Genomic DNA, 19,186 nt, shown 5'->3' on the forward strand with positions numbered 1-19,186 from the left:
CCCCTCAGTTGGGACAAAGCGCTCCAACGCAGATCACTTTCAAGGTTGACGCGAAAATCGCTTTCTTCACGGACGACGACGCAGTTTCTGGCATGATGCGAGCCCCTCTCCTCCCTCGCCAATCCTGCTGGGAACGCCGTTCGACGCCGCCCCCGTGACCGATCCAAAACAGCACGATGTAACACGTCCGCAGACAACTAGAACGCTTTTCTCTCAGTCGGCCACGACCTGCCAGGTATCGTCCGGGTTGAAGCGGTCGATGTATTTGACGATCTGCTCGGTGGTTGGGCCGAGGTCGGTCTCGTAGACGACGCCGTGCTGGTTGACTGCGAAGGTTTTCACGCCGGTTTCGCCGTATTTGGCAGGCCAGGCAATGAGGCCGAAGCCGGCGATCATGTTGCCGTTGATGACGTAGTCGTAGGCGCCGCCGGCGATATGGTCGCCCTGGCCGGTCAGGATCTTGTACTTGTAGCCGAAATAGCCTTCGCCCTTGGCCGCGTCCTCGAGCTCGGCCTCACTAACAGCGTCACCGGCCGGGCTCTCGCCGTTGATGTCGTCGGTCGGCCAGTAGAGCCCGTCGGTCGCGCCTTCCGAGCTTATCAGTTTCTGCGCGAACTCCTCCACGCCATCCTCATCGCGGTCCTGCGATGCATAGTCCTCCTGCGCGTCGACATAGGCGCGCATCGTCTCGATCGCGGTGAGCTCGTTCTCGCCGACGCGGCGGTTCACGATCTCTTCGAGCCCGGCATAGGTGTCGAAAGCCCACTTGCCGTCCTCGCCCTTGACGATCGGAAAAGGCAGCGGCCACAGCTTGTCGCCGATCTGCAGCGTGCGGCGGTCGCCTTCGCCATCGAGGACAAGCTGCCTGGCCACACCTTCCTTGATCGCCGCCAGCGTCTCGTCCGAGTTCTCGTCTGCCTTCAGCTTTTCCGCATCGAGGCCGAGAAGGGCCGCAACCGCACCGTTGCCGGCGTCTTTCAGGGCCTGCTTAAATGCTTCGACCGCCGCCTCGGGCGTATCGAAGACAGGCGGCTCGGCGGCGGCCGCAAAGGCGGTGATCTCCGGCGCCTCCGGCGCATCCTGTGCGGCGGCTGGCTGCCAGACAGCGATGCCCACTGCAAGCGCCACGGCGCAGACAGAGCGGAGAAGGATCTTATGCAAAACTCCCGTGTGACGGGTGGTGCTGAACATCTGTGTCATAATCCTGTCCTCCCGTTCCGTTAACGCCCGCGTCCGCCGCCGCCGCGCTTGATCTGCTTGTGGCCGCCACCGCCGCGCTGGCCGCCGCCCATCGACTTGTGGCCACGGTTGGAGCTGACCTTGGTCGCCTTGCCGCGATCGACGTTGCCAAGCCCCGACGGTTTCTTCGGCCGGTTGTCGACCCTTGCCGCAGGTTTTGGCTTGCCAGCCGGACGGTTCACCTTGGCCGGCTTCGCCGCCGGGCGATTGGCGGTAGGCCTGGCCGCAGGTTTCTGGATGTTGGCGGGCTTGGCGGGGCGGGTGACGTTGGCGGGCTTGGCCTTCAGCCCGTCCAGCGTGCTCTTGCGGATGTCTCTCGTTGCAGCCGTCTTGCCCGGCACCCTGTTGGCGAGTTTGTCGTTCTTCTTGATGTCGCGGGCGCGGTCGCGGATGGCGTTGTCGCTATTCTTCTCGATCCGGTTCTTGATGTTGGTCTGGTCGAACTTGTTGAACTGGTTGCGGTCGATATTGATCTTGTCGCGATCGATGTTCTTCCAGTCGACGTCGTTGAAGTTGATCTTGCCGTTGAAGTCGCGGTTGTTGAAGCAGTTGTTGCAATCGATGTCGATGTCGTTGCCGTTCCAGCGGCCGCCCCACACCCCCCAATCATCCCAGTCGACGGCGGCGGCCCAAATGGCGCCCGTCACCGCCCCGGCGAAGAATGTCGCCCCCGGATACACATAATATGGGTAAGGATCGGGATAATAGCGGATCGGTTCCCACACGTAATCCGGCTCATAAAACATCTGCGGCGGATATTGCGGGACGTAGATCACCTCGGGGCTCGCCGACTTGATGACGAAATTGTCATTCTCCTTGACCACCTGGATCTTGTCGTCGGTCTTGATGACGCCCTTGGCGACCGCCTCGTCGCGCAGCTGCTGGATGGCAACCAGCACGTCCTTCTGCTGGTAGGCGATGGCGTCGCCGAGCGTCTGCGTCCATTCGAGGTCGTCGCTCATCATCTTGACGATGCCGGGGTAATTGAGCAGCGACACCACGGAGCCGTCCCAGCTGTCCTTGGGTTTCAGGCTCTTGTCTTTCTCGTACCGGTCGAGGAAGCGCGCCGCCTCGACGATCTCTAGCGGATAGAGTGCAGCCGCAGTGATCACCGCGATCAGCTCGTCCGGATAGAGCGCGATGCGCGCCACCAGCACCTCCATCTCGTCCGCGCTCAACGGCTCCGGCGAGGCCGCCGCATCGCCGGATGCGTCAGCCGCCGCGACCTGTTCTTGTGCAAAGACAGGATGCGCCGAGCCAAACCCGGCAAGCAGCAGCGCCAGCGCCGCAGCGCCGATCTTCAACATATCATTGCCCGTCATGCTTCTATCCTCCCTGCTTGTCGTTGTCCCGGCAGGCCTTTGTGCCGGGCGGCTATTTCGGAAACAGGAACGTCACCACGCCGCGGAATCCGAGGCCGTCAGGCCCGTTGTCGGGGCTCTCGGCCCAGTAGCGGACACCGGCGGTGAAGCTGACCGGTTGCTTGCCGAACTTGACGAGCTTTGCCACCGTGAAATTGATCGGAACCGACCACTCTTCCGTTTCCCAATTGTAGGTGCTTTCTGTGTTGACGCCGAAGGTCCAGGCGTCCTTGGTCGTGTAGGAAACGAAAGGTTGCAGGAAGGTGGAGCTGATGTCGGAGCGGTCACCGTCGCCGGCGAAGGACCAGATGTGGTTGGTCAGCGCGCCGACCGTCCACCCGCCCATCTGTTTCAGCACCACGGCGGTGGGACCGGCACCCCATTTGCCGCCGCCGAGCAGATCGTCGGTGGCGGTTGGGACGAGAAACGCCGGACCGACGCCCCAGACGATGCCCGACGGTCCCGGGTTCTTCGGCGAGAAGAACAGGCTCTGGGTGATGTCGCCGAGACCGGACTGCTCGCCCGAGGGGCCGGCGATGTCGTTCTGCCAGATCACCGGCAGGATGGTGCGGGAGATCATGTTCCAGTCGTCGCTCAGCGAGATCGGAACGACCGGCTGGATGTTGAGTACGGCCTTCTGCCCGTCATTCGGCCCGAACCCTTCGTCGTAGTTGAACTGCAAGGGTACGCTGATCAGCGACGCGATCGGATTCGAAAGCTTCTTGGCAAGGTCCTGGCTGTCGTCCTGGGCTGCGGCCGAACCGCAAAAGCCAAATGTGGCGGTCAGCACGATGCCCGCCTGAATAGTTTGAATTGCTTTCATATCAGCACCCCCCGAAGCGACATCAGTTATTTGGCAGACAATCCCGACAAGGCGTCATCGATAGCTAACAGCAAAAACCTGGCGGCGAAAGGCTTGTGAAGATAGGCCACGCAGCCCGCGTCACGCGCCTCCGCTTCAAGCGCGTCGTCGTCAACTGCGGTGATGAAGATAACCGGCAGGCTGGAGCCGAAATCGCGAAGCCAACGCCGCAGCTGGATTCCGGACATGTTGCCAAGATGAATGTCGAGCACCAGGCAACCGATCGTGCCGGCGAAATCGGATCCAAGAAACGTCTCTGCCGACGCGTATCCATGCGTTTGGTGACCGTGCGCGTTTAGCAACCGTTCAATGCTTCTCCGCACGCTCGGATCGTCTTCCACGACAGCCACTGTTCGTGGCGGGCTTTCCACATTTGGCTCCTCGAAGGGGCGACGCGTGCGAGTATCAACGGAGAGATTGTGAGCCGAGTTAACGTCACTGGATATTGGCCTTTGGGGAAGCACCGAATGTTGGATTTGAGCCTGTTTGCGCTGCCCGAACGGCCCCCAGCCTCTCCGCGATCGATACCATCTCGGCGAGGGACGTAACGCCCAACTTTTCCATGACGCTGTGCCGATGCGCCTTGACCGTGCGCTCGGAGGTGTTCAGGTCGTATGCAACCTGCTTGTTACGCCTGCCGCGAACGACCAGATCGAAAACCTGGATTTCGCGTGGCGTTAGGCTGAACACTTTGGTCTGGAGCGCCTGAATCTGATCGTGTCCGGCGCGCCGTTTTTCATTCTTGGCGAGCGCGCGCTCGATCGCCTCACGTAAGATTTGGGACGAAATGGGTTTCTCCAGAAAATCATCGGCACCTGCCTTCATTGCCTGAACACTCGCGGCAATCGTGCCTTGGCCCGTCAAGAAGACGATGGGTAGCAGCGGGACCGCCAGTACGAGCCTTTCCTGCAGCTCCGGACCGCTGAGCCCTGGCATGCGCAGATCAAGAAGGATGCAGCCGGCTTCCGATTCCGGCAGCTGCGCCAGGAAATCCTCGCCCGACTGGTAGCCGCTAACCCGAAAACCATAGGTTTCGACGAGACGTCCGAGCGCCGTTCGAAACGATGCGTCGTCATCGATAATGTGAATGAATGGTTCCATAGGCGTTCAAGTGGCCTCCGCGAGCGGCAGGACGAAGCGGAACACCGCGCCGCCGCCGACGCGATTGTCCGCCCAGATCTTTCCACCGTAAGTTTCCACGATCGCGCGAGCGATGGAGAGCCCCAGCCCGGTTCCGGTTGGCTTTGTCGTGTAGAATGCTGCGAAGATACTATCGAGATGGTCTTTTGGGATGCCCCTGCCGGTGTCTGAAATCGACATCTCGACCCTGGCATCGCCCTGTAACGCCGTCTGAAACACAAGCTTGCGGTTCGCTGTTACCGATTCGACCATCGCGTCCATTGCATTGGTCGCAAGATTCAGGATGACCTGCTGCAGATGAACCTTGTCGGCGCGAACCGGCAGTCTGCCCGTGGATTGCTCGGCGCTTACGGCCACTTGTTTCTTCGCGGCTTCAGCGCGCAAGATACAAATGGCGCCGTCGACGACCTCATTGAGGTCAAACTCCTGCCAGTCGATCGCACTCCTTTTCTTCAGCATACCCCGAAGGCGAAGAATAATATCGCCTGCTCGCTGGTCGTCGTCCCTGATGTCAGCCAAAATCTGCTGGATGAGATCCAGATCAGGCGTCTTTCCCTTGAGTATCATCTCCGCTGCCTCGGCATTGCTGAGAATGGCGCCCAGCGGCTGGTTGAGTTCGTGAGCGATCGATGCCGACAATGCGCCTGCGGTTGCAGACTGATTCATGTGGACCAGCTCAAGGAGACGCAGGCTGGATTCACCTTCGGCGGCGAAACGCCGGCGTCGCTCGAAGAGCAGCCCAGTGATGATCAGGGCCTGTAAGGCGACCAGGGCAATGGCTCCCGCGACCAAATCGCCATGCTGCTCCCAAAGCGTAGGTTCTCTGAAACTCAACGCGGTCTCTGCAGGAAGCGCGCTTTCCGACAGGCCCCATCGCTTTAGCTGCCTTGCGTCGGCAAAGAATGTTTGCGGCACTTCGATGTCTGTGATCGGCTTTCCCGCGAGTGCATCCAAAGCCAAGCCGGCGACCGCGTTTCCCAAGGAGTCGAAGGTTACCGAGTTTCCGCCTACGACACCTTGACCAACGTAGGTGTCATAGGGTCCATAAATCGGCGCACTGGCCTTCGCCGCCACTATTCCTAAAGCGTCTTTGGGCAGGAAGTTGCGGCCTGTACTATCGGCAAGAATGGTGAGGAACAGGACAATACTGTCCGGTGGGAAGTGGGAGGCACGCTCCACGAATTCATCGATCGAATAACCTTCCAAGTAGGTGGTTGCGTAATCTTTTGAAGCGACTGCGAGGTCGGTTCTAGCGCTGTCAAGCCAAGTGCGATCGAAAGCTGCCGAACCACCAATGATGAAAAGATTTTCGGCGTCGGGCTGGAGGGCGCGGGCCAATTCGAGCGTCTTGGCAATATCGAATTCGCTGAAAGCCCCGACGACATCTGCCGGCAAGTTGAGTTTCGAAGCACTGTCACGCCCGAAGCCGCAGAACACGATCTTTGCGTCGGGCGCGATCGCCTCACGGTTATTGACGATGAAACGGGTTGCCGATTCGCCGAGCGCGATCACAACGTCCGGGCGATGATCGACGTATTTCTCGGACATATACCGCGCCATGCGGTCGATATGGGCTTCCTCGGGAAACCTCGAGAGATCCAGGAACTCCGAGAAGAGATCGACATTGCCGGACGTCGCCTCGATAAGCCGATTTCTGGCGTTCTCCCCGGCAATCGAGCTTGCGGGCAGTCGCTCGTCATACGGATGGAGGATGAGCACACGCGGAGACCGGCCGACGACCTCAGCTGCTGCAGAGCCGCCGTCCAGAAAAATCGCAATCAAAATTGCAACAAGGAACCTGACCGCGTTCTTGGCGCGTCGGCGCGACCGAACAGGCGGATCGCACAGCATGATGGATACCCCCTCACAAGCCAAGCTTTTAGCTGGGAAAGTAGATCGGGCAGCGTTACCGCATCTGCACCTGAACAACTTCCCCAAAGGACAATATCACCATGTGTTAGCTAGGGCTACCGTAGCGTGAGCTTGAGCGCTCCGACTGGTGACGGGAGGTCGTTCAGGCTCGAAATCGTGCCGTGGGCGGTGGCGAGGCAACTATCCGTAAGCAACCAGAGGAGAGGGAAATGAGTCGTAGAATCCTTGACTGCAGCATTGGGATACTGACCGCTGCGACGGTCCTTTGGGGCGCGCATGCGCCGGCACAGGCCCAGGATGCGCAAAAGCCCAACATCCTGTTCATCATGGGCGATGATATCGGCTGGATGCAGCCCAGCATCTATCATCAGGGCCTGATGGTCGGCGAAACGCCCAACATCGATCGCATCGGCCAGGGAGGTGCGAAATTCATGACCTACTATGCCGAGCAGAGCTGCACTGCGGGGCGTACCGCCTTCATCACCGGCATGCAGCCGGTGCGCGTCGGCATGGTCCTGCCGGAGATTCCCGGAAGCCCGTCCTACCTGCGGGCCGGCACGCCCCACCTCGCCAGGTTCCTGAATGATCTCGGCTACTCGACAGGTGAGTTCGGCAAGAACCATCTCGGAGATACCACCGAATCCCTGCCGACCGCACACGGGTTCCAGGAATTTTGGGGCTACCTCTATCACCTCGACGCCATGCAGGGCGTGAGCTTCCCTGACATCAACAAGAGCCCAACCGAGCAGGGGATCGCGCCGCCCTGCATGAATACACCGATCCCCGGCCTGGCCGAGGTTCCGGGCGCTGTCGATCCGAAGACCACGACCTGCCTGACGCCACCGCGTCCAATGCTCGCGTGCACATCCTCCGACGGATCCCCGGCAAATCAGTCCTGCAAGGACGAGGGCCCGCTGACGCTGGAGCGGTCAAAGACCATCGACGAGGAAATCTCCGCCAAGGTCGTCGACTTCCTCGACCGAAACGACCCGAAGACGACCAACAAGCCGTTCTTCGTCTGGTACAACCCGGCCCGCATGCACATCACGACGGTGTTGCCGGACAAGTATCTCAATATGATCGGCGAGCCCGGCGGCAAGGACTGGGGCATGAACGAAGCCGGCATGAAGCAGATGGACGACAACATCGGCGTCGTCCTGAAGAAGCTGGAAGACATGGGCCAGCTCGACAACACCATCGTCGTCTTCACCACCGACAACGGAGCCGAGACGATCACCTTCCCGGATGGCGGCACCACCCCGTTCAAGGGTGGCAAGCTCAGCACCTGGGAAGGCGGCATGCGTGCTCCGCTGGTTGTGCGCTGGCCGGGGCATATCGAGCCCGGCACGGTCAAGAACGACCTCTTCTCCGCGCTCGACTGGCTGCCGACGTTGGTGAACATCGCCGGCGGCCCCAAGGGCGACGAGCTGAAGAAACAGATCGAGGCAGGCACGTATCCGAATGTCGTCAAGACCACACTCGACGGGATCGATCAGCGTGACTTCCTGGAAGGCAAGGCGCCGTCTGCGCGCGACTCTTTCTTGTACTATTCCGGCAAGGAGCCGTCGGCGGTCCGCTACAAGAACTGGAAGATGTACTTCGCGATGGTTTCGGATGACCCAGCCGGGTTCATAAACGGTGTAATGCCCTTTGCCTGGACCCAGGTCGTCAACATCAAGCGCGATCCGTTCGAGACCTCGGTCGGACAGCAGATCAAGACACTTTTCGGTATGGGCGGCTCCATCGCGTCACCGTCCACCGCCTACGTCTATGACTGGAACATCCTGCCCATCGGCCAGCAGTTGTGGCTGAAGCATCTCGAGACCTACATCGCCTTCCCGCCGCTCCAGGACCCTGCAAGCTACAATCTGGAGCAAGTGATGGCGCAAGTCCGGAGCATGAAGACAGGTCACGACTGACGCACCCGCCAATGCCGGACGCCCCAGGGCGTCCGGTCGTGCGTGAGCCCGGCTGCGCGCCACCCAACAGGCGCACGGTCCGATCGACTTCCCCAAAGGACAATATCATCAAGCGTTGCTCGGATTTACCGTCGCGTCAGCCTTGTGTGCTGACTGATCAAGCGAGGGGCGCACGGGCGCGGAATCGTTCCAATTCGGGCGGTTGGCGAGATTTCCAGCAGGAGGAGCTGAACATGAGACCTGGAATTCCGAGTTACGGCATCGCAACCTGGGTGACCGCAATTGCGCTTTGCGGCGGTATGGCATCGGTTGCCTATGCGCAGGACGCGCAAAAACCGAACATCGTCGTCATCATGGGCGACGACATCGGCATGTGGAACATCGGCGCCTATCACCGCGGCGTGATGGCGGGCCGCACGCCCAACCTCGACAAGATCGCCGCCGAGGGCATGCTCTTCACCGACTACTATGCCGAGGCGAGCTGCACGGCTGGCCGGGCGAACTTTATCACCGGCGAGCTTCCGATTCGCACCGGTATGACCACCGTCGGTCAGGCGGGCGCCACAACCGGCCTGCCGGCCGAAGCGATGACTCTCGCGACTGCCCTGAAGGACATGGGCTACACCACCGGCCAGTTCGGAAAGAACCACCTTGGCGATTTGAACGAGTTCCTGCCGACCGTCCACGGCTTCGACGAGTTCTTCGGTTACCTCTATCACCTCGACGCCATGGAAGACCCTGCACACCCGAACTATCCGCAGGACCTGCTTGACAAGGTGGGGCCGCGCAACATGCTCCACACTTGGGCGACGACGACCGACGACGCGACCGTCGACCCACGCTGGGGCAAGGTCGGCAAGCAGAAGATCGAAGACGCCGGCACTCTTTATCCCGAACGCATGGAAACAGTGGACGACGAGATCCGCGACAAAGCCTTGAAGTTCGTGGAGAAAGCCAAGGCCGACAACAAGCCTTTCTTCTTGTGGCTCAATCCCACGCGCATGCACGTTATCACCCATCTTTCGCCCAAGTATGAGGCATTGCGCAACTCGGAGAACGGCTGGTCGCTGCAGGAAGCCGGCATGGCTCAGCTCGACGATGACGTCGGCCTGGTGATGCAGAAGCTCAAGGACCTTGGCGTTGATGACAACACCATCGTCATGTTCACCACCGACAATGGCACCGAGACCTTCACATGGCCTGATGGCGGCAACACGCCGTACCGGGGGCAGAAGGGCACGATCTACGAAGGCGGCTTCCGTGTGCCGGCCTTCATTCGCTGGCCGGGCAAGATCGCAGCAGGCAAGGTGGAGAACGGCATCATGTCCGGGCTCGACTGGCTGCCGACCTTCGTGGCCGCCGCAGGCAACCCCAACATCAAGGCCGAACTGCTGGCGGGAAAGCAGATCGGCGACCGCACCTACAAGAACTATCTCGACGGCTACAACCAGATGGACCTGCTGACCGGCAAGGGCCCGTCGGCTCGCCACGAGATCTTCTACTTCGGTGAAAGCACGCTCGGCGCGGTGCGCATCGATGACTACAAATACCGCTTCATCGAGCAACCGAACGGTTGGCTCGGAGCCAAGGACCATGTCGACGCACCGTCGATCACGAACCTTCGCCTCGATCCCTTCGAACGCCTGGGCACTCCGGCAAACGGAACGCTGGACGGCGCACAAGGGTACTTCAACGAATGGTTTATGTACCAGTTCTGGCGCTTCGTGTTTGTTCAGCAGGAAGTGGGCAAGCTGGCCCAGACGGCCCTTGAGTTCCCGCCCATGCAGAAGGGCGCGAGCTTCAACCTCGACGCTGTCAAGGCGCAGATCGAGGCGGCAAGGGCAGCAATGACCAAGTAACGGGATGACTCGCGGCGGGCGGCTCGCAAGGGGCGCCCGCCGGTTCCACGGCCACGAGCCGGTCGTCGTAGACCCCGATACGAATCGAGATTTACAAGAAAGGAGCGCGATATGTTCGTGAAGCATGATCTTCTCAGACTGACCCGTCGTGCCATTCTCGCGGCCGCCGCTTTGCTCGTCGCTCCCGCGGCCGCCCTCGCCCAGTCCGATCCCTTGCCGTCCTGGAACGACACCGCGCCGAAGGCTGCGATCGTCGAGTTCGTCGAGAAGGTGAGCAAGGAGGGTTCGCCCGACTTCGTGCCGGAGCCCGAACGCATCGCGGTGTTCGACAATGACGGCACGCTGTGGGTCGAACATCCGATGTATGTGCAACTCGCCTTCGCGCTCGACCGTGTAAAAGCCGAGGCGCCAAGTCATCCCGAATGGGCGACCACCCAGCCGTTTCAGGCCGTGCTCGAAGGCGACATGAAGGCGCTCGCAGCAGCCGGTGAAAAGGGCCTGGTGGAACTCATCATGGCGACCCACGCCGGCATGACCGTCACGCAATTCCAGACAATCGTGACCGACTGGATCGCCAACGCGCGCGATCCACGCTTCAAGAAGCCTTATACCGAGTTGGTCTACCAGCCGATGCTCGAACTTCTCGCCTATCTGCGGGCCAACGGGTTCAAAACCTTCATCGTGTCTGGCGGCGGCATCGAGTTCATGCGCCCCTGGACGGAAAAGGTTTACGGCGTTCCGCCGGAACAGGTGGTCGGCTCTTCGATCAAGACGAAGTTCGCGATGAAGGACGGCGCGCCGACGCTGTTTCGATTGCCCGAGGTCAACTTCATCGACGACAAGGCCGGCAAGCCGGTCGGCATTCAGGAGCATATCGGCCGCAAGCCTATTGCCGCGTTCGGCAATTCGGACGGCGATCTTGAAATGCTGCAATGGACGACTCTCGCCGACGGTCTGCAGTTCGGCTTGATCGTTCATCACACCGACGCAGAGCGCGAATATGCCTACGACCGGAAAAGCGAGTTCGGCCATCTCGACCTGGCTCTCGACGCCGCCGCCATCAACAAATGGACGATCGTCGACATGAAGGCCGACTGGAAGCAGATCTTTCCGGGAAACTAGAGCCAGCGTGTGAACGCTTGGATTCCGCCACTTAAACGAGAGGATAATTCTATGAACGTCAATCGCATCATGACCACGATAGCCCTCGCAGGCGGCCTGGCTTTGGCGACTGCCGGCGCAATGGCACAGGATTCCGCAGAGAAGCCGCACGTGCCACTGCAAAAGACGATTGGCCAGGCTACGGCGACAGGACCGATTCCGTCGCTCGCCGTCATCAATGCGCAGGGCGCCACGCTCGACGGCGGCAAGCTCGTCCTGACCGGCGTTTCGAAAAACTCAATCGTCTTTGCCGATCGGCCGGTGCGGGCCGCCGGTCATGTTGCGACCGAGCAGTTCATTATGCAGTGGGATGAGGGCAAGGACAGCTTCGCCGTCGACCCGCCGAACGCAACGGTCTCAGTTCTTGGGGGAGACGGCTCGGAGGTGGATGATGCCGTGGTTACGCTCAAAGCGCCGAAACTTGAGGGGAACACGCTGACGTTCGACGTTGCCGTTCTGGAAGGCAGTCTCAACAATGCGAGCGGGCCTGCGGCACTTTTCATTGACGCCTTCGCGTTTCGCGGACCGGGCGGTGGCGGATTCGCCCATGTGGGCGGCTACGGCGGCGCGGTCTGGCATGGTGGCGGATACGGTTATCACGGTGGCGCATACTGGCATGCTCCTGTCTATCGTGGAGCTTGGTATGGTGCTGGCGCTGTGGCGGGGGCCGCAGTTGCCGGAGCCGCTCTTGGCGCTGCCGTCGGTGCCGCCGCCCCATACGCATATCCGCCGTACTGCGGATATTATCCTTACCCGCCGTGCTATTGAGACAATCTGCAACAAGGACGCTGAGCATGGTTTACAAGATGATTTTCAGCGGTCTGATCCTGATGGCCTCCTTTGCGCTCGCCGGCCCTGGGCGAGCGCAAACGATCAGCTATGGCGACGCCATCACGGTACTTGCCAAAGACTGCGGCGCAGACATCAAGAAATATTGCAGGGGCCTCAATCTCGGCAACAACGAGATCCGCAATTGCGGTGAACAGGCGTGTGCAGCTCATCAATTTGGGCGTGGCAAACTGAGTGCGAGCGTAACGTGAACCAACATGCTCGAATGCGCGTCCCGCTTGTCGTTGAGCATCCTCGGGAGGCGAGAACTATCAGGATTTTGACGGTGCTGGCAGTGTTGGGCGCAACATCCGACGCGATGGCAGAAAGCACGTCCCTGGGAATATCGGTGACGTCCGACCGGCAGGAACAGGACCTGAGCGTTCCGCAAAGCGCCAAGGTCGAGGTCAGCGCCTCACACGCATTCGACGTGGGAATCGTCCTGGGCGCCTCGGTCCAGTATTCCAATACGGCCTTCAGCGACTCGGCCACCGCCAACCTCGAAACCACTATAGGTTACCGCGTCCACTTGAACGATGCGCTCTCCGTGATCGGCAGCATGGGCATCGGCGAGCGATTGCAGGTATCAGGAACCGGCGACGATATCGCCTACTACGTGCTCCGCACGGGCGCCGATCTGAAGCTCAATGAAACGGTGACCTGGAATGCGGTAGCTTTTCGGTATCGCGATGCATTCGATAGCGCAGACGACTACCTGACACCACAGCTTGCGACCGGCTTCACTTTCAAACTGGACGAGCACAATTCAGTTTCGAGCAAGGTCCAGTATAACTGGAAGGATTGGAATCCGGATACCGTTGGCTTCGAACTAGGCTATGCCCATTCTTTTTAAACGCTCGTTCGAGTGCCTGCCCGTCACCGTCCTAGCTGGCGATTGGGATTACAGCGTGCTCATGCCAACCGCGAGCAAGCCCATCATGAGCCCATCATGAATGGCCGTAGCTTGCTTGGCCGAGTTGCCGCCAATCTGGCAATAGCAGCGCTGGGCTCGCTGCTCGCGTTGGCTACGCCCGAAGCTTGTCTGGCCGCAGAGACAGGCGGTCCCACATCCGACCCGCAGATCTCCATCCACGACGGGTTCGTCGACGAAAAAAGATGCGCCTCCTGTCACGCGGATCAGGCGGCCGCCTTCGCCAAATCGAACCATGCCAGGGCGATGGCCGTGGCAGACGACAGCACGGTGCGCGCGAATTTCGGCGGCGCCAGCTTCGAGCATGACGGCGTCCTGACGACGTTCCTCAAGCGGGGAGGGCAGTACTTCGTCCGGACCGAAGGGGCCGACGGCAGCCAGGCCGAATTCCCAGTCAAATACACCTTCGCCTACGAACCGCTGCAGCAATATCTCCTCGATATCGGCGGCGGCCGGCTGCAGGCGCTCGATATCGCCTGGGATACGAACAAACGGGAATGGTTCTGGCTCGGCACAGGCAAGCCCGCGAACCCCGGCACGACCTATCACTGGACTGGCCCCTTCTACCGCTGGAACCGGACCTGCATCGACTGCCACTCCACCGATCCGCAGGCGAATTTTCAGCCGGAGACCGGCGAGTACAAATCGACCTATGTCGCAACGAGCATCGGCTGCCAATCGTGCCACGGCGGCGGCGCGAAACATGTGGAATGGGCTGAGGCGGGCGGTTCCCAGTCGGTCGCCAATTCCGGTCTGATCCCGGTCGATCAGAATGTCTGCCTGGGTTGCCACACGCGGCGCACCAAACTTCTTAACGGCTATAGGCCGGGCAAGGTTTTTCTCGAGCATTTCTCGCCTGATCTGCTGCGCCCCGACCTCTACTTTCCCGATGGGCAAATCCTCGACGAGGTTTTCGAATACGGCTCGTTCCAGCAGAGCAAGATGGCGAGAGCCGGCGTCGTTTGCCTCGACTGCCACAGACAGCACGAAGCGACCCTGAAGGCGGAGGGCAACGCCATATGTACCCAGTGCCACACCGAGACCAAGCCGGAACGATTCGCAGGCTTCGACCCGAGCGGCAGTTTCGATAGGCTCGCACATACACGCCATCCGGCAGGTTCCGCCGGCGCCCTTTGCGCCAACTGCCACATGCCGGAGCGCACCTACATGAAGGTCGATCCGCGGCGCGACCATTCGTTCGTCATTCCACGGCCCGACCTCTCGACCGCCTACGGCACGCCCAACGCCTGCACGACATGCCATGCAGCCGAGACGAACGAGTGGGCGGCGAAAACGATGGACAAATGGTACGGCACGGGCTGGCGCGAACGCCCAACTATCGCCCATGCTTTCGCGGGTGCTGCCCAAAACGATTCGGCGGCAATCGAGGCTTTGCGTGCGCTCGTTGCCGACCGGGAACAGCCGGGCATCATCAAGGGCAGCGCGATCGCGGAGATGGGCCGCCTCGGCGGCGAGACCATCATCACCGACGTGAGAACCGCAGCAGCGAGCTCCGACCCGCTCGTCCGGCTGGGCGCTGCACAGGCTGCGGCCAATCTTCCGCCTGAACAACGGTTCAGCGCCGTTGGCAGGCTGCTCGCCGATGAGACGCGTGCAGTCCGGGTGGCCGCCGTGACGGCGCTCGGCAATGCGCCGACGACCGATCTGCTCGGCGATCAACGTCGCAACTTTGATGCTGCGGTGGAAGATCTTCGCGCGTTTGTGCAGGCCAATGCCGATATGGCAGAAGCACAGAACGCGTACGGGCTGTTCCTGATGGGCCAGCGTCAAGCGGATAACGCGGAGGCTGCGCTGCGTCGCGCGATCTCGCTCGACAGCAGCCTCGCCGGAGCGCACGCCAATCTGGCCGAACTTTACAGGGCGACCGGCCAGAACGAGAAGTCGGAAAGCACCTACGCTGAGGCCATTAGGGTTTCGCCCGAAGATCCGCTGCTCCGATACGGTCACGCCCTGTCGCTGGTTCGCGCGAAAAACATGACTGGCGCAATAAGCGAGTTGGAGGCTTCGGTGCGGCTTGCTCCAGCCAATGTTCAATACAGGACCACGCTAGCGATAGCTCTCGACTCGGTCGGTCGCACAGGCGATGCATTCCAAATGCTTGGCGAATCGGTCACCAACGGCTCCGCCGATCCGAACCTGCTCGGCACCGCCATTCAATTTGGGCTTAAGTTGCGGCGCTACCCCGAAACGCTGAGACTGGCTGAAGAACTTGCCCGGCAGCAACCGGACAACGCGCAACTTGCCGACTTGATCGTGCAATTGCGCGCTAGCCGATGAGTGGGAACGCTTGCAGATATTCAGCTAGCGGCAGCTATTGGCCTAACTTTGCTGTTCAATGAGCATAAGCTCCGCCTTTTCTGCCGTCAGCCGCCGCGACCTGTTCTTGTGCAAAGACAGGATGTGCCGAGCCAAACCCGGCAAGCAGCAGCGCCAGCGCCGACCTTCAACATATCATTGCCCGTCATGCTTCGATCCTCCCTGTCTGTCTCGGCAAGCCTTAGGCTGGGCCTTTTTTGCAGTATTTGTCACGCTCTGCGGTAACCGGTGTTCTGCCTCCACGTTGTCCCGTCTGCAGTGATCTGTGATCGACCTTCCATGGAATATCGAAGGGAGTTTGTCCATGGAGGCTACGTCGGAGGTTCTCACAACGTGGAGGGGCAGACGGGAGAGGCATCTCGATGGACGAATTGGGTCAAGGCACGGATCGTGCAGGAAAGTCCGGTCGTGACAGTGGAACAAGATTACCGAACGCTGCGGAAATGTGGTCCTTCCTGCGCCTGAGAATGCGGTTGAATTTGCGGTGATGGTTGTCGGGTCAGCCCTCGCCGAAGTGCTCGACCAAGCACTTCATGGACGAGACCCGCGCTCCGGTGCTCTCGATCCGGCTCCAAGAAAACGGACCGGGTGCTTGTGGGCGCTGGCACATGATGACCGCCCATCGGGGCGGCGCTGCGCAACTGGGCGTCGCCTTCGGCGCGGAAGCGTAAAATCTTGCCGCCACAAGTGAGAAACCGCTAACCAGCAAAAACTTTTAAGTCCCCTGCGTGTATCTATAAGTTCTTGATTTAGTTTAGATATTTTTTACACATGCCAGGAATGTGTAAGAAAATGTGAAAATCAGACCGAGTCATCGAAAAGCTAACCGAATCAACAAGTTGCTGTTATGAAAACTGCAAAACACCCATGGAATTGCTTAATACGTCTCGCTTTCGCGGCCTTGCTGTCCTAGGACGCGTACTCATAACTGGTGCTTGATCGATGCCCGCTATGCCCCGATACCGACCAAATTCCGCGGCGCAGCAAGACGACGCGATGGGCCAGCTCCGGACTCATGCACTGCAGCAAAAGCTGCGCGTGATCGACGCCTTCCCTGTCGGCCAATCAGATTCAAGACCTGACCACGGCGGACCTATTAGCTTGCGCACAGGTGCCGACGCTCACACCGGCGACGTCGACCTCGTCATTCGCGTTGCGCAGGGGGCTGCGCCTTGCCCGGTCCGGCTACACCTAATGCCGCTCAAGCGTTTGCCGATCCCACTTCCCGAGATTGGCGGCCGCTTCATAGGTTTCCTGAAGAAAACCCAGGAGGAACTCGTCCGGGTTGGGCGACCGACGAACCGCGTCGCAAGGCAGGATGAACTGCCCAAGGCCCTTGTCGTAGAGGGCCTCAGGCGTGCGCAACGGCGTGTCGCCAAAGCCCGCGGGCTCGCCTGGTTCCGATTCCTGCAAACGACTCTAGGACGGTCGATCTTTTGACACTGGAATCCTCAAACGAAAAAGTCCGATTCAGGGGGTCCGAAGGTGATGAATGTCGGCTCCGAAAGGTGGCCGCTGCCCGCAACGACGAACTCGCCGACGAATGCGCCGGTGGTGCCGTCATACTCCAGCACCGAGTGGCCCAGCTCGCTTGCGACCAAGAGGTTGCCGTTCGAGTTGAACGCCATGCCCTCGGCCTCATTGAGGCCGCCGCTGCCGGCGGTGATGAAGACACCTTCGAAGTCGCCGGTCGTGCCGTCGTAGCGCATGACCTCGCTCGTCGCGGCGCTGCTGAGAAACAAGTCGCCGTCGGGGCCGAAGACCATGCCGGTCGGATCCAAGATGTTGCTCTCCGAACTGGGGACGAACTTGTCGACGAACGAGTTCGTCGCTGGGTCGTAGCGAAGGACCTCGCCGGGTCCTGATTCCGGAGTGCTGGCAACATAGAGCAGGCCATCCGGTCCGAAGACCAGCGCTTCCGGGTCGTCGAGCCCGGCCGCGTTGGCAGGATCGACGACGGCCTCGAAGACGCCGGTGTCGCCGTCGAAGCGGAGGATCTGGTTGCCGAGGCCGTCGTCGGTGAGGCCCGCGGCGATGAAAAGGTCGTTGTCTGGTCCGCCAAATGCGATGCCGGCCGGGTCGACGAGGCCGTGGCCGCTGGCGAAGACATCAAGGAAGTTGCCTTTCTCCCCGTCGTAACGAAGCACTTCATCGCTGCGGCTGGCGACGTACAGGTTGCCGTCGGGACCGAAGGCGATGCCTTCGGGTTCGATGAGGCCGCCACCGTTGGCGAACTTTTTCAGAAAGGCGCCGGTCTCGCCGTCGTATGCCATGACGCTCTTCGTGTTGGTGCTGCTAACGAACAGAAAGGTATCGTTGTCCGTGTCCGCAGCGAGTTGCTCCTTCTTGGGCATAGTGGACCTCCGTTCACAATGGACGGTAACGGCCGTCTATCTGGTCCTGACAGTCGCCACTGGAAAGCGCTACAGCCAAAAGCGCGGTCTTACGTCCCGTTTACCCCCTTCGTGTCTCATAGAAGGATGGCTTTAAACGCCGTCCGCAATCGTCAGGGTACACTTGGAGCGAGATGAGAGCAACAAGCAGGTGCACGCGGATCTTGCTGGGTGCGCTCTCCGCATCGTGGCATTCTGTCCTGGATTTTCACCACGCTTGCCGTTGCTGCCAAAACCCTCATGTCATCGGTTCCTGACTATCTCATGATCGAGACGGCTTTCACGGCCGTTCAGTGGATCATTGTCGGTCCATTGTTCTGCGTGCAATGCAGCGGAAACCTAAATGGCACGTCGACGTATCGATCGGCTGCGCCATCCGCGCGGCCGGGCGGTAGCGCCGGCAATAGTTGGGCGCGCAAAGATGCGATCCGCCTTTCATCACCTTGCGCGGGATTCTGATCTGCGGCTGCCGTGGATCGAGGCTGTCCTCCCGGTTGGCACCGCGGGGGTTGTCAACCGTGCAGCACGGGCTGTCGATCTTGCCGTGTTCCTGGTACCAGTCCGTGGTCCACTGCCAGACATTGCCAGCCATGTCGTAGAGGCCGTAGCCGTTGGCGGCAAAGGAGGCGACGGGTGACGTCCCCTCGTAGCCGTCCTCGCAGAGATTCTGCCATGGGAACTCGCCTTGCCAGGTATTGGCCATGTGTCGGCCATCGGGCGCCATTTCATCGCCCCAGACAAATTCGGCCGCGTCGAGCCCGCCACGCGCCGCGAATTCCCACTCGGCCTCGGTGGGCAATTCCTTGCCCGCCCACGATGCGTAGGCTTCGGCATCGTCAAAGTTCACATGCACGACCGGATGGTCGGCCAGCCGCTTGATCGAACTCGCCGGCCCGAGCGGATGGCGCCAGTTGGCGCCGCGCACATAGACCCACCAATTGTAGTGATCGCGAAGATCGACACGCTGTTTGGCCTTGCTGAAGACAACTGAGGATGGAGCGAGCATGTCCGGCAGCGCTCCAGGATAATCGTCGGGGTTCGCCGGGCGCTCAGCCGCCGTGACGTAGCCGGTCGCATCGACGAATCGGGCAAACTCGCGATTGGTGACCGCGCAGGCATCCATCCAGAAGCCATCGACCGTCACCCTGTGGGTTGGCGCCTCCTCTGGGTAATGCTTGTCGGAACCCATCAGAAACGTACCGCCCGGAATCCACACCATGTTGGCGTGGGGTGCATCGGCGGACGCAGAGCCCCCCTGTGTTGGTCCGGTTTCGGCTAGGCTTG

The 19,186-nt window shown here is 60.6% G+C and carries 16 protein-coding genes; 7 read left to right on the forward strand and 9 right to left on the reverse strand.

Annotated elements, in window-relative coordinates:
* Window positions 1-213: 213 nt before the first annotated feature.
* The 6 genes from AC0L3I_RS32160 to AC0L3I_RS32185 form a co-directional block, all read right to left on the reverse strand.
* Entirely contained in the window at window positions 214-1,191 is a 978-nt protein-coding gene (locus AC0L3I_RS32160) for a DUF2950 domain-containing protein (RefSeq protein WP_473529632.1), read from the reverse strand.
* Between the two features lie 29 nt (window positions 1,192-1,220).
* Window positions 1,221-2,561: a DUF3300 domain-containing protein gene (locus tag AC0L3I_RS32165; protein WP_473529596.1), complete on the reverse strand. Its 1,341-nt coding sequence runs from the start codon at window positions 2,559-2,561 to the stop codon at window positions 1,221-1,223.
* A gap of 52 nt (window positions 2,562-2,613) precedes the next feature.
* Window positions 2,614-3,423 (reverse strand): transporter, encoded by an 810-nt coding sequence (locus AC0L3I_RS32170; protein WP_473529597.1) that lies wholly within the window; start codon window positions 3,421-3,423, stop codon window positions 2,614-2,616.
* Between the two features lie 26 nt (window positions 3,424-3,449).
* A complete protein-coding gene (locus AC0L3I_RS32175) occupies window positions 3,450-3,833 on the reverse strand; it encodes a response regulator transcription factor (protein ID WP_473529598.1) in 384 nt (127 codons plus the stop codon).
* A gap of 64 nt (window positions 3,834-3,897) precedes the next feature.
* On the reverse strand, window positions 3,898-4,563 hold the full coding sequence (locus AC0L3I_RS32180; protein WP_473529599.1) for a response regulator transcription factor: 666 nt from the start codon (window positions 4,561-4,563) through the stop codon (window positions 3,898-3,900).
* 6 nt (window positions 4,564-4,569) lie between these two features.
* Window positions 4,570-6,453 carry a sensor histidine kinase gene (locus AC0L3I_RS32185; RefSeq protein WP_473529600.1) on the reverse strand — a complete coding sequence of 628 codons (1,884 nt, stop codon included), beginning with the start codon at window positions 6,451-6,453 and terminating at the stop codon, window positions 4,570-4,572.
* Window positions 6,454-6,683: 230 nt separating this feature from the next.
* Here AC0L3I_RS32185 and AC0L3I_RS32190 point away from each other — a divergent pair, with 230 nt between their 5' ends.
* The 7 genes from AC0L3I_RS32190 (at window position 6,684) to AC0L3I_RS32220 (ending at window position 15,470) form a co-directional block, all read left to right on the forward strand.
* Window positions 6,684-8,393 (forward strand): arylsulfatase, encoded by a 1,710-nt coding sequence (locus tag AC0L3I_RS32190; protein WP_473529601.1) that lies wholly within the window; start codon window positions 6,684-6,686, stop codon window positions 8,391-8,393.
* 299 nt (window positions 8,394-8,692) lie between these two features.
* The gene (locus AC0L3I_RS32195; RefSeq protein ID WP_473529633.1) at window positions 8,693-10,252 is read left to right on the forward strand and encodes an arylsulfatase; all 1,560 of its coding nucleotides are present in this window, start codon (window positions 8,693-8,695) and stop codon (window positions 10,250-10,252) included.
* 111 nt (window positions 10,253-10,363) lie between these two features.
* Window positions 10,364-11,374 carry an HAD family hydrolase gene (locus tag AC0L3I_RS32200; protein WP_473529602.1) on the forward strand — a complete coding sequence of 337 codons (1,011 nt, stop codon included), beginning with the start codon at window positions 10,364-10,366 and terminating at the stop codon, window positions 11,372-11,374.
* A 51-nt stretch (window positions 11,375-11,425) separates the two neighbouring features.
* Complete coding sequence (locus tag AC0L3I_RS32205) at window positions 11,426-12,181, forward strand: hypothetical protein (RefSeq protein ID WP_473529603.1); 756 nt, start codon at window positions 11,426-11,428, stop codon at window positions 12,179-12,181.
* A gap of 26 nt (window positions 12,182-12,207) precedes the next feature.
* Window positions 12,208-12,453, forward strand: a complete 246-nt coding sequence (locus AC0L3I_RS32210) for a hypothetical protein (protein ID WP_473529604.1) — start codon at window positions 12,208-12,210, stop codon at window positions 12,451-12,453.
* Window positions 12,454-12,527: 74 nt separating this feature from the next.
* On the forward strand, window positions 12,528-13,094 hold the full coding sequence (locus AC0L3I_RS32215; protein WP_473529605.1) for a hypothetical protein: 567 nt from the start codon (window positions 12,528-12,530) through the stop codon (window positions 13,092-13,094).
* A gap of 96 nt (window positions 13,095-13,190) precedes the next feature.
* Window positions 13,191-15,470, forward strand: coding sequence for a multiheme c-type cytochrome (locus tag AC0L3I_RS32220; protein WP_473529606.1), 2,280 nt, complete (start codon window positions 13,191-13,193; stop codon window positions 15,468-15,470).
* A gap of 1,230 nt (window positions 15,471-16,700) precedes the next feature.
* Here AC0L3I_RS32220 and AC0L3I_RS32225 read toward each other — a convergent pair.
* From AC0L3I_RS32225 to AC0L3I_RS32235, 3 genes are all read right to left on the reverse strand, one after another.
* Window positions 16,701-16,922: a DUF5996 family protein gene (locus AC0L3I_RS32225; protein ID WP_258116552.1), complete on the reverse strand. Its 222-nt coding sequence runs from the start codon at window positions 16,920-16,922 to the stop codon at window positions 16,701-16,703.
* A gap of 38 nt (window positions 16,923-16,960) precedes the next feature.
* Window positions 16,961-17,863, reverse strand: a complete 903-nt coding sequence (locus tag AC0L3I_RS32230; protein ID WP_473489624.1) for a Vgb family protein — start codon at window positions 17,861-17,863, stop codon at window positions 16,961-16,963.
* 337 nt (window positions 17,864-18,200) lie between these two features.
* Window positions 18,201-19,121: a formylglycine-generating enzyme family protein gene (locus tag AC0L3I_RS32235; protein ID WP_473529634.1), complete on the reverse strand. Its 921-nt coding sequence runs from the start codon at window positions 19,119-19,121 to the stop codon at window positions 18,201-18,203.
* Window positions 19,122-19,186: the final 65 nt, after the last annotated feature.

The organism is Mesorhizobium sp. WSM4840 (genome assembly GCF_055811755.1).

Excerpts from the sequence above, each read along its gene's own strand:
- AC0L3I_RS32185 (WP_473529600.1), bottom strand. The coding sequence starts at position 6,453 with ATGCTGTGCGATCCGCCTGTTCGGTCGCGCCGACGCGCCAAGAACGCG.
- AC0L3I_RS32210 (WP_473529604.1), top strand. The coding sequence starts at position 12,208 with ATGGTTTACAAGATGATTTTCAGCGGTCTGATCCTGATGGCCTCCTTT.
- AC0L3I_RS32190 (WP_473529601.1), top strand. The coding sequence starts at position 6,684 with ATGAGTCGTAGAATCCTTGACTGCAGCATTGGGATACTGACCGCTGCG.
- AC0L3I_RS32180 (WP_473529599.1), bottom strand. The coding sequence starts at position 4,563 with ATGGAACCATTCATTCACATTATCGATGACGACGCATCGTTTCGAACG.
- AC0L3I_RS32195 (WP_473529633.1), top strand. The coding sequence starts at position 8,693 with ATGGCATCGGTTGCCTATGCGCAGGACGCGCAAAAACCGAACATCGTC.
- AC0L3I_RS32230 (WP_473489624.1), bottom strand. The coding sequence starts at position 17,863 with ATGCCCAAGAAGGAGCAACTCGCTGCGGACACGGACAACGATACCTTT.
- AC0L3I_RS32165 (WP_473529596.1), bottom strand. The coding sequence starts at position 2,561 with ATGACGGGCAATGATATGTTGAAGATCGGCGCTGCGGCGCTGGCGCTG.
- AC0L3I_RS32200 (WP_473529602.1), top strand. The coding sequence starts at position 10,364 with ATGTTCGTGAAGCATGATCTTCTCAGACTGACCCGTCGTGCCATTCTC.
- AC0L3I_RS32205 (WP_473529603.1), top strand. The coding sequence starts at position 11,426 with ATGAACGTCAATCGCATCATGACCACGATAGCCCTCGCAGGCGGCCTG.
- AC0L3I_RS32220 (WP_473529606.1), top strand. The coding sequence starts at position 13,191 with ATGAATGGCCGTAGCTTGCTTGGCCGAGTTGCCGCCAATCTGGCAATA.
- AC0L3I_RS32235 (WP_473529634.1), bottom strand. The coding sequence starts at position 19,121 with ATGGTGTGGATTCCGGGCGGTACGTTTCTGATGGGTTCCGACAAGCAT.
- AC0L3I_RS32160 (WP_473529632.1), bottom strand. The coding sequence starts at position 1,191 with ATGTTCAGCACCACCCGTCACACGGGAGTTTTGCATAAGATCCTTCTC.
- AC0L3I_RS32170 (WP_473529597.1), bottom strand. The coding sequence starts at position 3,423 with ATGAAAGCAATTCAAACTATTCAGGCGGGCATCGTGCTGACCGCCACA.